The organism is Variovorax sp. YR752, assembly GCF_943372545.1.
The window spans coordinates 1-14,158 of sequence record NZ_CALRZC010000218.1; the positions used below are offsets into that span (position 1 = coordinate 1).

General features: G+C 64.8%; 16 protein-coding genes. 12 read left to right on the forward strand and 4 right to left on the reverse strand.

All coding sequences use genetic code 11. The features are described 5' to 3' along the window. Window positions 1–51 precede the first annotated feature (51 nt). Entirely contained in the window at window positions 52–798 is a 747-nt protein-coding gene (locus tag AAG801_RS33250) for an SDR family oxidoreductase (protein WP_341892255.1), read from the reverse strand. Window positions 799–942: 144 nt separating this feature from the next. Here AAG801_RS33250 and AAG801_RS33255 point away from each other — a divergent pair, with 144 nt between their 5' ends. Both AAG801_RS33255 and AAG801_RS33260 read left to right on the forward strand, forming a co-directional pair. After that, window positions 943–1,542, forward strand: a complete 600-nt coding sequence (locus AAG801_RS33255) for a 2-hydroxychromene-2-carboxylate isomerase (protein WP_341892256.1) — start codon at window positions 943–945, stop codon at window positions 1,540–1,542. A 63-nt stretch (window positions 1,543–1,605) separates the two neighbouring features. Next, window positions 1,606–2,289 carry a dienelactone hydrolase family protein gene (locus AAG801_RS33260; protein WP_101491336.1) on the forward strand — a complete coding sequence of 228 codons (684 nt, stop codon included), beginning with the start codon at window positions 1,606–1,608 and terminating at the stop codon, window positions 2,287–2,289. 55 nt (window positions 2,290–2,344) lie between these two features. Here AAG801_RS33260 and AAG801_RS33265 read toward each other — a convergent pair whose 3' ends face one another. Further along, complete coding sequence (locus tag AAG801_RS33265) at window positions 2,345–3,235, reverse strand: LysR family transcriptional regulator (protein WP_101491335.1); 891 nt, start codon at window positions 3,233–3,235, stop codon at window positions 2,345–2,347. 287 nt (window positions 3,236–3,522) lie between these two features. On the opposite strand from AAG801_RS33265, the gene AAG801_RS33270 reads away from it, so the two are divergent. Then, window positions 3,523–3,891, forward strand: a complete 369-nt coding sequence (locus tag AAG801_RS33270) for a DUF4148 domain-containing protein (protein WP_101491334.1) — start codon at window positions 3,523–3,525, stop codon at window positions 3,889–3,891. A 102-nt stretch (window positions 3,892–3,993) separates the two neighbouring features. On the opposite strand, the gene AAG801_RS33275 is transcribed toward AAG801_RS33270, so the two are convergent. Further along, on the reverse strand, window positions 3,994–5,139 hold the full coding sequence (locus AAG801_RS33275; RefSeq protein WP_341892257.1) for a magnesium transporter CorA family protein: 1,146 nt from the start codon (window positions 5,137–5,139) through the stop codon (window positions 3,994–3,996). Between the two features lie 75 nt (window positions 5,140–5,214). Further along, entirely contained in the window at window positions 5,215–6,201 is a 987-nt protein-coding gene (gene hemB, locus AAG801_RS33280) for a porphobilinogen synthase (RefSeq protein ID WP_341892258.1), read from the reverse strand. A 363-nt stretch (window positions 6,202–6,564) separates the two neighbouring features. Between hemB and AAG801_RS33285 the strand changes: the two genes are divergently transcribed. From AAG801_RS33285 to AAG801_RS33325, 9 genes are all read left to right on the forward strand, one after another. After that, window positions 6,565–6,993, forward strand: a complete 429-nt coding sequence (locus AAG801_RS33285) for a CopD family protein (protein ID WP_062478845.1) — start codon at window positions 6,565–6,567, stop codon at window positions 6,991–6,993. Window positions 6,994–7,012: 19 nt separating this feature from the next. Next, a complete protein-coding gene (locus AAG801_RS33290; RefSeq protein WP_101491330.1) occupies window positions 7,013–8,125 on the forward strand; it encodes a VanZ family protein in 1,113 nt (370 codons plus the stop codon). 21 nt (window positions 8,126–8,146) lie between these two features. Next, window positions 8,147–8,500, forward strand: coding sequence for a (2Fe-2S) ferredoxin domain-containing protein (locus AAG801_RS33295; RefSeq protein WP_341892259.1), 354 nt, complete (start codon window positions 8,147–8,149; stop codon window positions 8,498–8,500). Window positions 8,501–8,570: 70 nt separating this feature from the next. Further along, window positions 8,571–9,203, forward strand: a complete 633-nt coding sequence (locus AAG801_RS33300) for an alpha/beta fold hydrolase (RefSeq protein ID WP_341892260.1) — start codon at window positions 8,571–8,573, stop codon at window positions 9,201–9,203. Window positions 9,204–9,243: 40 nt separating this feature from the next. Beyond that, complete coding sequence (locus tag AAG801_RS33305; RefSeq protein WP_153281773.1) at window positions 9,244–10,413, forward strand: D-alanyl-D-alanine carboxypeptidase family protein; 1,170 nt, start codon at window positions 9,244–9,246, stop codon at window positions 10,411–10,413. A 203-nt stretch (window positions 10,414–10,616) separates the two neighbouring features. Then, a complete protein-coding gene (gene rpsL / locus AAG801_RS33310) occupies window positions 10,617–10,994 on the forward strand; it encodes a 30S ribosomal protein S12 (protein ID WP_013543948.1) in 378 nt (125 codons plus the stop codon). A 150-nt stretch (window positions 10,995–11,144) separates the two neighbouring features. Beyond that, the gene (gene rpsG, locus AAG801_RS33315; RefSeq protein ID WP_101491328.1) at window positions 11,145–11,618 is read left to right on the forward strand and encodes a 30S ribosomal protein S7; all 474 of its coding nucleotides are present in this window, start codon (window positions 11,145–11,147) and stop codon (window positions 11,616–11,618) included. Between the two features lie 96 nt (window positions 11,619–11,714). Then, complete coding sequence (fusA, locus tag AAG801_RS33320) at window positions 11,715–13,817, forward strand: elongation factor G (protein WP_101491327.1); 2,103 nt, start codon at window positions 11,715–11,717, stop codon at window positions 13,815–13,817. Window positions 13,818–14,014: 197 nt separating this feature from the next. Further along, the coding region (locus AAG801_RS33325; protein WP_341888899.1) for a GTP-binding protein at window positions 14,015–14,158 on the forward strand (144 nt) is incomplete at its 3' end.

Sequence of the window (14,158 nt, forward strand, 5' to 3'; positions counted from 1 at the left end):
GGCCACCAGCGTGACCAGCGGCTTGATGAGGTCCATGGAGGTGCTCATGGCTCAGCGTCCTCCGGTCACGTCGAGGAGGGCCATGGTGGTGTAGCTGGCCTCGGGCGACAGCAGCCACAGGATGGCACCCGCGATTTCGGCGGGGCTGCCGGTGCGTTGCATCGGCACGGTCGGCGCGAGTTCGGTGGCGCGGTCGGGCATGCCGCCCGAGGCGTGGATCTCGGTGTCGATGAGGCCGGGGCGCACGGCGTTGACGCGGATGCCTTCCATGGCGACTTCCTTGGCCAGCCCGATGGTCAGGGTGTCGATGGCGGCCTTGCTGGCCGCGTAGTCGACGTACTGGCCCGGCGAGCCCAGGCGCGCAGCGCCGCTGGAGATGTTGACGATGGCGCCGCCCGCGCCGCCGTACCTGGTGCTCATGCGCTTCACGGCTTCGCGCGCGCAGACGAAGCTGCCGATCACGTTGATGCGGAACATGCGCTCCAGCCGCGCCACGCTCATCTCGTCGACGCGCGCCTGCACGTCGACCACGCCGGCGTTGTTGACGAGCGCGGTGAGGCGGCCGAGCTTGGCGTCGATCTTCGCGAACATCGCGAGCACCTGGGCCTCGTCGCCCACGTCGGCCTGCACCGCCATGGCGGTGCCGCCGCCCGCGCGGATGGTGCGCACCACCTCGTCGGCGGCCAGCGAGTTGCTGGCGTAGTTCACGGCCACGGCGTAGCCGCGCGTCGCGGCGAGCAAGGCCGTGGCGGCACCAATGCCGCGCCCACCGCCGGTGATCAAGAGCACCTGGTCCAAATCCCACCTCCTGCAGAGAAACTGTGTGTCAGTTAAAACCGTTCGTCCGGATTACATCATCGAGGGCCAGCGCATGAGCGCGAGCGCCGCACCGGGCCGCCCCAAGCCAGCTCGCACCGCAATGCGAAGCACGGAGGTTATTGAATGCACAAGACGATCGACTATTACTTTGCGCCACAGAGCCCGTGGACCTATCTGGGGCATACCCGCTTTGCCGCCATTGCAGCGGCCGCCGGCGCCACGGTGCGCGTGCGGCCCATCGACATGGGCAGCGTGTTCCCGGTGTCGGGCGGGCTGCCATTGGGCAAGCGCGCGCCGCAGCGCCAAGCCTACCGGCTGCTGGAGCTGGCGCGCTTCTCGCAGCACCTGGGCTTGCCGCTGAACCCGAAGCCGAAGTTTTTCCCGGTGGCCAGCGACGACGCGGCGCGGCTGATCATTGCGGTCGACATGCACGACGGCACCGAGGCCGCGATGCGCATCAGCGCCGCGGTGTTCGCGGCCGTGTGGGTGCAGGAGCGGAACATCGGCGACCCGAACCTGCTCGAAGCCCTGGTCGCAGAATGCGGCCTGCCGGCCAAGCGCGCCGAGCAATCGCAGAGCCAGGCGGTGCAGGAGCGTTACGAGGCTTACACGCAGGAAGCGATCGACATCCAGGTGTTCGGCGCGCCGAGCTACGTGATCGACGGCGAGATCTTCTGGGGCCAGGACCGCCTCGATTTCATCGAGCGCGCATTGCGCGCATAACGAATGGCGCACGCGCAAGCCAAACCGTTTTCTTTTCCGTTCCATCGTTTTCAGGAGAACCCCATGGGCCAATTCATCGATCTCACCGCCAAGGATGGCTTCACTTTTCCCGCCTATGTGGCAGAGCCCGTCGGCACGCCGCGCGGCGCCGTGGTGGTGGTGCCGGAAATCTTCGGCGTGAACTCGCACATCCGCTCCGTGGCCGACGGCTATGCGGCCGACGGCTACCTGGCCGTGGCGCCGTCGACCTTCCACCGCGTCAAGCCCGACGTCGAGCTGGGCTACAGCGACGACGACATGAAGACCGGCTTCGGCTACAAGACGGCGGTCGAGGCGCTGCCCGCGCCCGGCGTGCTGCAGGACCTCGAAGCCGCAATTGCCTACGCCTCGAAGGCGGGCAAGGTCGGCATCGTCGGCTACTGCTGGGGCGGCCTGCTGGTCTGGCGTGCCGCGGCCCTGCTGCCGGGCCTGGCCGCTGCCGCGCCTTATTACGGTGGCGGCATGACCACGCCCGAAGAAAGCGCGCGCCAGCCGAAGGTGCCGGTGCTCGCGCAGTTCGGCAACCGCGACCACTGGATTCCGCTGGACACCATCGAGGCCTTCAAGAAGGCGCACCCCGAGGTGGAAGTGCATGTCTACGAGGCCGACCACGGTTTCAACTGCGACCAGCGCGGCTCGTACAACGCCGAAGCGGCAAAGCCGGCGCGTGAACGCGTGCTGGCGTTCTTTGCCAAGCACGTCGGCTGATCCGACCGCCACGCTCCAAGAAAAAGCCCGGCAGTGCCGGGCTTTTTCATTGCTTCTATTTCTTGGCGCCGACCCGGGTCTGCAGGAAGTCGAGCAGCGCGCGCAGCGCCGCGCTGTTGTGGCGCCGCTGCAGGTAGGCGGCCGACAGCCACATGTCCTTGCGTGCATAGCCTTCGAGCACCGGCACCAGCTCGCCGCTGTCGATGTGCGACTGCACGAGCAGCGAGGGCAGGTAGATCACGCCGAAGCCGCGCATCGCGACGCGGATCAGCGGCGCGCCTTCGGTGCAGTCCATGCGGCTCTTGACCTGCACGTCCAGCGGCTGGCCGTTGTCATCGAAACGCCACACGGGCTGCGTGCCCAGCAACGAATGGGTCAGCGCGTCGTGGTTGGCGAGGTCTTGGGGGTGCGCGGGCTTGCCGTGCTTCTTCCAGTAGACCGGCGAGGCGCAGACCACCATGGGGATGAGCCGCAGCTTGCGCACGATGAGGTTGGCGTCTTCCACCGGGCCGCTGCGGATGTCGACGTCGATGCCTTCTTCGGCGAGGTCGACGGTGCGGTTGGTCAGCTGCAGGCTGATGCTCACGTCGGGGTAGTGGCGCATGAAGTCGGCCAGCAGGTCGGGAAACTCGCCGTTGCCCATGCCGTGCGGGGCCGAGATGCGCAGCCGGCCGCCCGGCTGGCTGGCGCGCTCCTGCAGTTCGGCCTGGGTGAGCTCGATCATTTCGAGCATCGGCGTGCTGCGTTCGAGCAGCAGCTGGCCGGCGTCGGTGAGGCTCACGGAACGCGTGGAGCGGTTGAGCAGGCGCACGCCGAAACGGGTTTCGAGTTCGGCGACGTATTTGCTGACCGTGGCCTTCGACATGTCGAGCCGCTTGGCGGCCTGGGAGAAGCTGCCGTGCGAGGCAACTTCCCGGAAGGTTTTGATCAGATCGAGACTGTCCATGTCAGTGAAACCCGTTGTTTTTCGCGAGGGAGCGCGGTGCGCCGATTTTCAGGGGGTTTTGCCGAGCAGGTCCGGCGCGCGCTCTTGGTGTACGCCGGAAGCAGTCAAGCGGTGAATACCCGGCTTTTTGCGTGCACAACTTTGTTGACTGATTGTTTCGCTACAGGAAACACCGTGTCTCTGAACCGAGTGTTTTCCCGAAGGAATTCCGGCTGACACTCGCCGCACAGGCGAGCCAACGTGCAAGCCTGGTGGACATCCCATCTAGCCGAACACAAGGAACAGACATGAAGACCTCGCACATTTTCGCAGCCGCCGCCCTGACCCTCCTGGCCGCCACCGGCGTCCAAGCCGAGACGTACCAAGGCGTGACCCAAGTGATCTCGTCCAAGAGCCGCGACGAAGTCAACGCCGAAGCCCAGCGCACCGCCGCAGCTCCGAACCAGAACGTCGTGCGCGGTTCGCGCGGCGCGGAAACCGTGGCCGTGTCGAAGGACCGTTCGATCGTCGAAGCCGAAGCCATCCGCACCGCCTACGCTCCGGACCAGAACGTGACCTCGGGCTCGCGCGTCAACAGCAAGGTCGTCTCGACCATGGTGAATCCGATGGACGCACGCGTTCAAGCCCAGCAAGGTTCGGGCGCCGTCGCCAAGTAATTGGCCATGAAGCCAGCCGCCTTCCGGGGCGGCCCTGGCTGACACAAGAAAGCCACGCATCTGCGTGGCTTTTTCATGGGCGCTCGGAAGCGGGGAGGGCGCTCAGCGCGTGCGCGCGAGGTAGCGCTTGCGCCAGAACACCACCACCAGCACCACCGCGATGACCAGCATGGCCGACATCGCGATCCAGAAGCCGTCGGCCTTGTGCACGAGCGGGATGAACTCGAAGTTCATGCCGAAGATGCCTGCGATCAGGTTCAGCGGCAGGAAGATGGCGGTGAGCGCGGTCAGCACCCGCATGATGTCGTTGGCCCGGTGGCCCTGGACGCTGAAGTGCATCTGCACGGCGGTCTCGGCGTTCTGCTCGAGCCGGTGCACGTGGTGCACCACGCGCTGGATGTGCTCCAGCACGTCGCGGCTGCGCACCATGATCAGTTCGCGCTCGCGCTGCGCCACCTCGCCCTGCGGCGTGGGCAGGGTTTCGAGCGAATCGATCCAGTCCTGCATGGCAGCGCGCTGGTCTTCGCAGATTTCGTCCAGGCGGTGCAGCGACTGGCGCGCCTCCATCAGGGCGCTCCAGTTGGTGAAGCGGCTGCGCGGGTCGATGAGTTCGGTCTGCCAGTGGTCGAGCTGCTTCGTGAGCTCGCGCCGCATGTCGAGGTAGCCGTCGACGATCAGGTTGACGATGCGCAGCATCAGGTCGGCCGGGCTGGTGGGCAGGCGGGCCGAGGTGGCGCGCACGTCGAGCGCGGGCGTGCCGCGGTCGTCGGACGAAGCGGCGGCCAGCAGCCGGGCGGCGAAGGCGTCGCGCACCGTGCCGTCTTCGGGGTGGACCGAGAGCAGCACGCGGTCGAACACCGCGAAACCGACCGGGCGCGTGTCGATGCGGCGCAGCACCGGCGGGCCGCCGCGTGACGGGCGCTGCGGCACCGAAGGCTCGCTGGTGTTGTTGGTTTCAGCGCCGTTGCCCGTGGCCAGGCGGCGGAACACCAGCACGTCGTACTTCGAGGTGTAGTCGTAGTGCGAGGGCAGCTGGTCGTTGAGCAGGTCGGCCACGTGCAGGTCGACGAGCTGGGTCTGGCACAGCGTCTGCAGGATCTGCTGCACCTCGGGCTGGGCGGCGCGGAATTCGTCGCGCGTCAGCGAAATCCAGAGGTAGCTGGCGGCGCTGCAAGCGCCCGGCACGGCCAGCGGCGCCAGCGAGGCGTGCTCGCTGACCTGCGAGCGGCTGATTTCGAAGATGCGCATGGACACTCGCCCCTGGTGATTCTTCTTCCATGCCGAAAATGCAGTGGAAGCGCGACGGGTATGTCGCGGTAGCTATTATTTTTGTAGCAGCCGGGCGGCGTCAAGCGCGAAGTAGGTCAGCACGCCATCGGCGCCCGCGCGCTTGAAGGCCAGCAGGCTTTCGAGCACCACGGCGTCGTGGTCGAGCCAGCCGTTCTGGGCGGCGGCCTTCAGCATGGCGTACTCGCCGCTCACCTGGTAGGCGAAGGTCGGCACGTGAAACTCGTCCTTCACGCGGCGCACGATGTCCAGGTAGGGCATGCCGGGCTTCACCATGACCATGTCGGCGCCTTCGGCGATGTCGATGGCGACCTCGCGCAGGGCCTCGTCGCTGTTGCCCGGGTCCATCTGGTAGACCTTCTTGTTGCTCTTGCCGAGCGTGGCGGACGAGCCGACGGCGTCGCGGAAGGGGCCGTAGAAGGCGCTGGCGTACTTGGCGCTGTAGGCCATGATGCGCGTGTGCACGTCGCCGCGGGCTTCGAGCGCGGTGCGGATCGCGCCGATGCGGCCGTCCATCATGTCGCTCGGGGCCACAATATCGACGCCGGCTTGCGATTGTGTGAGTGCCTGCTTCACCAACACTTCAACGGTGGCATCGTTGAGGATGTAGCCGGTGTCGTCGAGCAGGCCGTCCTGGCCGTGGCTGGTGTAGGGGTCGAGCGCCACGTCGGTCATGATGCCCAGCTCGGGAAAGCGCGCCTTGAGCGCGGCCACCACGCGGGGAATCAGCCCGTCGGGGTTGAAGGCCTCGTCGCCCGCGGGCGTCTTGAGCCTGGCATCGATCACGGGGAACAGCGCCATCACCGGAATACCGGCCTGTACGCACTGCTCGGCCACGGGCAGCAGCAGGTCCAGGCTCAGGCGCTCCACGCCGGGCATCGAGGCCACGGCGTCGCGGCGCTTTTCGCCTTCCTGCACGAACACCGGGTAAATCAGGTCGTTCGTCGTCAGCGCATGCTCGCGCACCAGGTTGCGGGTGAAGGCGTCGCGGCGCAGTCGGCGCGGCCGGCTGGCGGGGAACATGGCGAGCGGGGAAAATGATGACGTCATATATCTAAAATTGTGCCTGAAGCCTCAGACGGCGCCTCAGGAGGGTTAGAAGCAAGTTGTCTGACAACTACGGAAATTAATAGAACTTAAGTTCTAGATTTTTGTTGTAAAAGTCAAAGAAACTGCCTCAATCGCTTGAAACCTTGTTTCGTCTTTGTTAAATTCTGAAGCGGGCGGCTTGCCGCTCCCCGCTTTTCCTCCCTGAGCGGGTGCCTTGATGTGTGACAGCAAAAGGGCTTCCCAGCCCGACGTGAAGACGTCGGGCTTTTTTTTGCCCGAAACCTTGGCAAAGGGCCCCAAAAGGGGTCAGTGTGCAGCCACCACTAAACTGCCGCCATGCTCTGGGTCAAATCTCTTCACATTGTTTTCATTGCCAGCTGGTTTGCCGGACTGTTCTATCTGCCGCGGATCTTCGTCAACCTGGCGATGGTGCCGCCTGAGTCGGTCGCGGAGCGCGAGCGCCTGCTGCTGATGGCGCGCAAGCTGCTGCGGTTCACCACCTTTCTGGCCGTGCCGGCACTGGTGTTCGGCGCCTGGCTCTGGCTGGGCTATGGCATCGGGCGTGGTCCGGGCAATGGCTGGATGCACGCCAAATTGGCGCTGGTGCTGGTGGCCATCGGCTATCACCACGGCTGCGGCGTGCTGCTGCGTCGCTTCGCGGCCGGCGGCAACCGCCGCAGCGACCGCTGGTACCGCTGGTTCAACGAGTTGCCCGTGCTGCTGCTGCTGGGCATCGTGATCCTGGTGGTGGTGAAACCTTTCTGATGCCGTGTCGACGGTAGACATGCCGCACAAGTCTGCCGCGCTCCCCCTGGCGCTGGCCTATGCGGCGCTGATCGTCTATGCCAGCCTGTACCCCTTCGCCGACTGGCGTGACCAGGGGATCGCGCCCTGGGCCTATCTGTCGGCGCCCTGGCCCAAGTACTGGACGGGTTTCGACTTCGGGGTGAACGTGGCGGGCTACGTGCCCTTCGGTTTTCTGTGTGCGCTGAGCGTGCTGCGCACGGGCAGCAGTCACAGTGTGTGGCGTGCGTTGTTGCGCGCCACGGTGGCGGGCGCGGCGATCGCCTTTGCCATGGAGACGCTGCAGAGCTACCTGCCGGCGCGCATTCCCTCCAACGTCGACCTGGGGCTGAACACCGCCGGAACCGTGCTCGGCGCCGTGCTGGCCGCGGCGCTGGAGCGGCTCGGCGCGGTCGCCCACTGGGGCCGCGCGCGCTCGCAGTGGTTCGTCGAGGACGCGCGCGGCGGGCTCGTGCTGCTGGCGCTCTGGCCTTTTGCCTTGCTGTTCCCCGCAGCCGTCACCTTCGGCCTCGGCCAGGTCTTCGAGCGGCTGGAGACGACGATTTCCGAGTGGCTGCTCGACACGCCCTTCATCGACTGGTTGCCCGTGCGCCAGTTCGAGCTGGAGCCGCTGGTGCCGGCCGTGGAGCTGCTGTGTGTGATGCTCGGGGCGCTGGTGCCATGCCTGCTGGGCTACCTGGTGGCGCGCAACGTGGTGCAGCGCGCGGTGCTGCTGCCGCTGATCCTGCTCGCAGGCGTCGCGGCCTCGGCCCTGTCGGCGGCCATGAGCTACGGCCCCGAGCACGCGTGGGCGTGGCTCGATCTGCCGGTGCAGGTCGGGCTGGCCGCGGCAGTGTTTGCGGGCGTGCTTCTGCTGTTCGCGCCGCGCCGCTTGTGCGGCGCGCTGCTGCTCATGGGGCTCGTGCTCCAGTTGAGCCTGCTGAACCAGGCGCCCGAGAGCGCGTACTTCGCGCAGACCCTCGCCACCTGGGAGCAGGGCCGCTTCATCCGTTTCCATGGCCTGGCCCAGTGGCTGGGCTGGGGCTGGCCGTTCGCGGTGCTGGTCTACGTGCTGGCTGCGCTCTCGCGGCGCCGCCGGCCAGCGCCGCCCTGAGCACGCTCATAAAATCGATCGATGCCCAGCACCACTCCCGCCGCACCGTCCGGCTACTACGGCCGCCACATCTTCTTCTGCCTGAACGAACGCAAGAATGGCGAAGACTCCTGCGCCCTGCACAACGCGCAGGAAGGCTTCGACCGCTGCAAGGCGAAGGTGAAAGAGCAGGGGCTCGCCGGACCCGGCAAGGTGCGCGTCAACAAGGCCGGTTGCCTCGACCGCTGCGCGGGCGGGCCCGTCGCCGTGGTCTACCCGGAGGCCGTCTGGTACACCTTCGTGGACGCCGAGGACATCGACGAGATCGTCGAGTCCCATCTGAAGAATGGCCAGATCGTCGAGCGGCTGGTGTTGCCACCCGACGTCGGCCGCTGAACTTTCCTGCGGACCCCGTGCTCGTACCGTGCACGTTGCCGGCATCGCCGGCCCAGCCAACCCCAGCGCCATGAACTCCCAGACCGAAAAAATCAGCCTCCAGGGCGCCGCGGGCGTGATCGAGGTGCAGCGCGACTTGCCAGCCGGCGAAGCGCGCGGCATCGCGGTGATCGCCCATCCGCACCCGCTGTTCGGCGGCACGATGGACAACAAGGTCGTGCAGACCCTGGCCCGCGCCTTCGTCTCCTGCGGATGGACGGCCGTGCGCTTCAACTTCCGCGGCGTCGGCGCCAGCGAAGGCGCTCACGATGAAGGGCGCGGCGAGCTCGAGGACATGCTGCATGTCGTCGGCCAGCTCGCACCCGAGGGCCAGCTGGCGATTGCCGGCTTTTCCTTCGGCGCCTTCGTGGCCAGTTGCGCGGCCGAGAAGCTCTGGGCCGCACGCGACGTGCGGCAACTGGTGCTGGTGGGCACGGCCGCCTCGCGCTTCTCGGTGGCCACGCTGCCGGCCGAAGCGCACGAGCGCGCGTTGGTGGTCCATGGCGAAGCCGACGACACCGTGCCTCTCGCCGCCGTGATGGACTGGGCGCGCCCCCAGTCACTCCCTGTCACGGTAATTCCCGGGGGCGGCCATTTCTTTCACGGACAATTGCCGCTGCTCAAAAGCCTGGTCGCCCGCCATCTGCGCGCGGGCACCGAATGAAAGCCTTTCAGGCTTGTCCTCGTCTCTTCTTATCTTCCCCATGAATCGTTTTTTCACTGCGCTTCGCGCACTGGTGCTGACCGCTGCTGCCTCGGTTGGCGTGATCGCCGCCGCCCAGATGCCGGCCCCACCTGAAATCGCCGCGCGCAGCTACCTGCTGCTCGACGTGACCGCGAACCAGATCCTGGCGCAGAAGGACATCGACAGTCCCATCGAGCCGGCCTCGCTCACCAAGCTGATGACTGCGTACGTCGCGTTCGACGCGCTGCGCGCCAAGAAGATCACGCTGACCCAGACCCTGCCGGTGAGCCCGCGCGCCTGGAAGATGCCTGGCTCACGCATGTTCATCGACCCCAAGATGCAGGTGCCGGTGGAAGACCTCATCAAGGGCGTGATCGTGCAGTCGGGCAACGACGCCACGGTGGCACTGGCCGAAGGCGTGGGCGGCACGGTGGAGCACTTCGTCGAGATGATGAACGCCCAGGCCAAGGTGCTGGGCATGAAGAACACCACCTACAAGAATCCCGAAGGCCTCACGGCGCCCGGCCACACGACCACGGCGCGCGACCTGAGCATCCTGGCCACGCGCCTGGTGCGCGACTTCCCGGAAGAAGCCAAGTACTACGCCATCAAGAAGTACCGCTACCCGGGCACGCCGTCGACCAACGACACCAACCGCAACCTGCTGCTGTTCCGCGACCCGACCGTCGACGGCCTGAAGACCGGCCACACCGACGCCGCGGGCTACTGCATGATCGCCACCGCCAAGCGTGACTTTCCCAACCTCACCGGCGGCCGTCGCCTGCTGTCGATCGTGCTGGGCGCCAGCAGCGAGGCCGTGCGCGCCAACGAGTCGCAGAAGCTGCTGAACTGGGGTTACACGGCCTACGACGCCGTGCGCCTGTTCGAAGCCGGCCAGCCCGCCGCTACGCCCGCCGTCTGGAAGGGCAAGGCCAACGTGCTGAAGCTGGGCCGCCCCGAAGCCATCGTGGTCGCGGTGCCGACCGGTTCCGCCAGCAAGATCAAGACGCAGGTGTCGCGCCCCGACCCGCTGGTCGCGCCGTTCACCAAGTACCAGGCCGTCGGCTCGCTCAAGGTCACGCTGGACGACCAACCCCTGGCCGACGTGCCGCTGGTGGCCCTGGAGCCGGTCGAGCAGGCCGGCGTCTTCGGTCGCGCCTGGGACGCTGTGCGTCTCTGGATCAAGTAAGAGGCGGGCAAAAGAGGCCTTGAAACAGGTGGTGGCGGGCGCTCCAGGCGCCTGACATTGCCATTTCAGACCTGCCTGCTATACTCGTGGGCTTTTCGGAATTTTCCGAAGGGTTTCACGTTTTCGTTATTCCCGGCTTCCTTGAGTCACGACCAAGGACGGTTTCACCACTAAGGCCGGGTTGTTTTGGGACTAATTCATTCATGCCAACCATCAATCAACTGGTGCGTCAGGGTCGAACGGTCGAAAAGATCAATTCGAAGAGCCCTGCCATGCAGAACTCGCCGCAACGTCGCGGTGTCTGCACCCGCGTCTACACCACGACGCCCAAGAAGCCCAACTCGGCGCTTCGTAAAGTTGCCAAGGTCCGTCTGACCAATGGCTTCGAAGTCATCTCCTACATCGGCGGCGAAGGCCACAACCTGCAGGAACACAGCGTCGTGCTGGTTCGCGGCGGTCGTGTCAAGGACTTGCCCGGTGTGCGTTACCACATCGTGCGCGGTTCGCTCGACTTGCAAGGCGTGAAAGACCGCAAGCAGTCGCGTTCCAAGTACGGCGCGAAGCGTCCCAAGAAGGCTTAAGCCTTCCTGTCGTCAAGAAACAAGCGGTGTTCGATGGCCTTGGCTGGCTTGTCGAACGAAGTGACCCAATGTCGGGTCGAGTAAGTGAGAGTCCTGACTGACTCTCGCGGTATCGGAAACGATGCCAACTGAAGCAAAGAGGTTAGAAAAATGCCACGTCGTCGCGAAGTCCCCAAACGTGAAATCCTGCCGGATCCCAAGTACGGCAATGTCGAGCTGTCGAAGTTCATGAACGTGATCATGGAAGGCGGCAAGAAGGCTGTTGCCGAGCGCATCATTTACGGTGCACTCGAATTCATCGAAAAGAAGAACCCGGACAAGGACCCGCTCGAAGCGTTCACCGTTGCCATCAACAACGTGAAGCCGATGGTCGAAGTGAAGTCGCGCCGCGTCGGTGGTGCGAACTACCAGGTGCCGGTCGAAGTCCGCCCTGTCCGTCGCCTCGCCCTGTCGATGCGCTGGATCAAAGAAGCTGCCCGCAAGCGCGGTGAGAAGTCGATGGCCCTGCGTCTGGCCAACGAACTGATGGAAGCCACGGAAGGCCGTGGCGGTGCCATGAAGAAGCGTGACGAAGTGCACCGTATGGCAGAAGCCAACCGCGCCTTCAGCCACTTCCGCTTCTAAAAATCACACGTCTCTTGAGCGTTGGGGGTTGAGTGCCGGGCGAATCGCCCGTGCTCGACGCCCAGCGCTCAACGCATTTAAACCCGAAAGTACACCATGTCCCGCAAGACCCCCATCGAGCGCTACCGCAACATCGGTATCTCCGCGCACATCGACGCCGGCAAGACCACCACCACCGAACGTATCCTGTTCTACACGGGCGTGACCCACAAGCTCGGCGAAGTGCACGATGGCGCGGCAACGACCGACTGGATGGAGCAGGAACAAGAGCGCGGCATCACGATCACCTCGGCTGCCGTGACCTGCTTCTGGAAGGGCATGGACCACTCGCTGCCCGAGCATCGCATCAACATCATCGACACCCCTGGCCACGTGGACTTCACCATTGAAGTCGAGCGCTCGATGCGCGTGCTGGACGGCGCCGTCATGGTGTACGACTCGGTCGGCGGCGTGCAGCCCCAATCGGAAACCGTTTGGCGCCAAGCCAACAAGTACAAGGTGCCGCGTCTGGCGTTCGTCAACAAGATGGACCGCGTCGGCGCCAACTTCTTCCGCGTTCGCCAGATGATGGTCGACCGCCTGAAGGCCAACCCCGTGCCGATCGTGATTCCGATCGGTGCCGAAGACAAGTTCCAGGGCGTGGTCGACCTGCGTCTGATGAAGGCAATCTTCTGGGACGAAGCCTCGCAAGGCATGAAGTTCGAAACGCGCGAGATCCCCGCCGACCTGCTCGAGCTGGCCAAGGAATGGCGCGAGAAGATGGTTGAAAGCGCGGCCGAAGCGTCGGAAGAGCTGATGAACAAGTACCTTGAAGAAGGTGACCTGACGCTCGAGGAAATCACCCACGGTCTGCGCACGCGCACGATCGCCGGCGAAATCCAGCCGATGCTGTGCGGCAGCGCGTTCAAGAACAAGGGCGTGCAACGCATGCTCGACGCCGTGATCGAACTGATGCCTTCGCCGCTGGACATTCCGCCGGTGCATGGCTTGGACGACGACGAGAAGGACGTCACCCGCAAGGCCGACGACGGCGAGAAGTTCTCGGCGCTGGCATTCAAGCTCATGACCGACCCGTACGTCGGCCAGCTGACTTTCGTGCGCGTGTACTCGGGCGTTCTGAGCAAGGGCGACACCGTCTACAACCCGATCAAGGGCAGGAAAGAGCGTATCGGCCGTATCGTGCAGATGCACGCCAACGAACGTCTCGAAATCGAAGAAATCCGTGCCGGCGACATCGCCGCTTGCGTGGGCCTGAAGGACGTCACCACGGGCGAAACCCTGTGCGACCCGAACGCCATGATCACGCTGGAGCGCATGGAATTCCCTGAGCCCGTGATCTCGCAGGCCGTCGAGCCCAAGACCAAGGCTGACCAGGAAAAGATGGGCATCGCCCTTCAGCGCCTGGCGTCGGAAGATCCGTCGTTCCGCGTGCGCAGCGACGAAGAATCCGGCCAGACCATCATTTCGGGCATGGGCGAACTGCACCTCGAAATCATCGTGGACCGCATGAAGCGCGAATTCGGCGTGGAAGCCAACGTGGGCAAGCCGCAAGTGGCTTACCGCGAAACGATCCGCAAGACCGTCGAAGACGCCGAAGGCAAGTTCGTTCGCCAGTCGGGTGGTAAGGGCCAGTACGGTCACGTCATCCTGAAGATCGAGCCGCAAGAAGCTGGCAAGGGCTTCGAGTTCGTCGACGCCATCAAGGGCGGTGTGGTTCCTCGCGAATACATCCCCGCAGTGGAAAAGGGCGTTGTGGAAGCACTGACCCAAGGCGTGCTGGCGGGCTACCCCGTCGTCGACGTCAAGGTCACGCTGCACTTCGGTTCGTACCACGACGTGGACTCGAACGAAATGGCGTTCAAGATGGCCGCCATCTTCGGCTTCAAGGAAGGCGCTCGCAAGGCCAGCCCCGTGATCCTCGAGCCGATGATGGCCGTGGAAGTCGAAACGCCTGAAGACTACGCCGGCAACGTGATGGGCGACCTGTCCTCGCGTCGCGGCATGGTGCAGGGCATGGACGACATGATCGGTGGCGGCAAGCTCATCAAGGCTGAAGTCCCGCTGTCGGAAATGTTCGGCTACTCGACCACGCTGCGCTCGGCCACGCAAGGCCGCGCCACGTACACGATGGAGTTCAAGCACTACGCTGAAGCTCCGCGTAACGTTGCTGAAGCCATCGTGGCTGCGCGTTCCAAGTAATGTCATTGCGGGACAGACCAAGATTTGCGAAGCAAATTTGCTCTGTCCCCAACTGATTAAAAAGAATGTGGGACCGCGCAGTGCGCGGCCCTTCTTGTCTGCGATCCGGTGCCGCCCTGTTCCCGTGCGGGGCGAACCAGCAATCGGATGCAGACATAAAACCAACACACGGGACATGCTCTTTCAAGGATTGAAAAATGGCAAAAGGTAAATTCACCCGCACCAAGCCGCACGTGAACGTGGGCACGATCGGTCACGTTGACCACGGCAAGACGACGCTGACGGCTGCGATCGCAACCGTTCTGTCGGCCAAGTTCGGCGGCGAAGCCAAGGCTTACGAC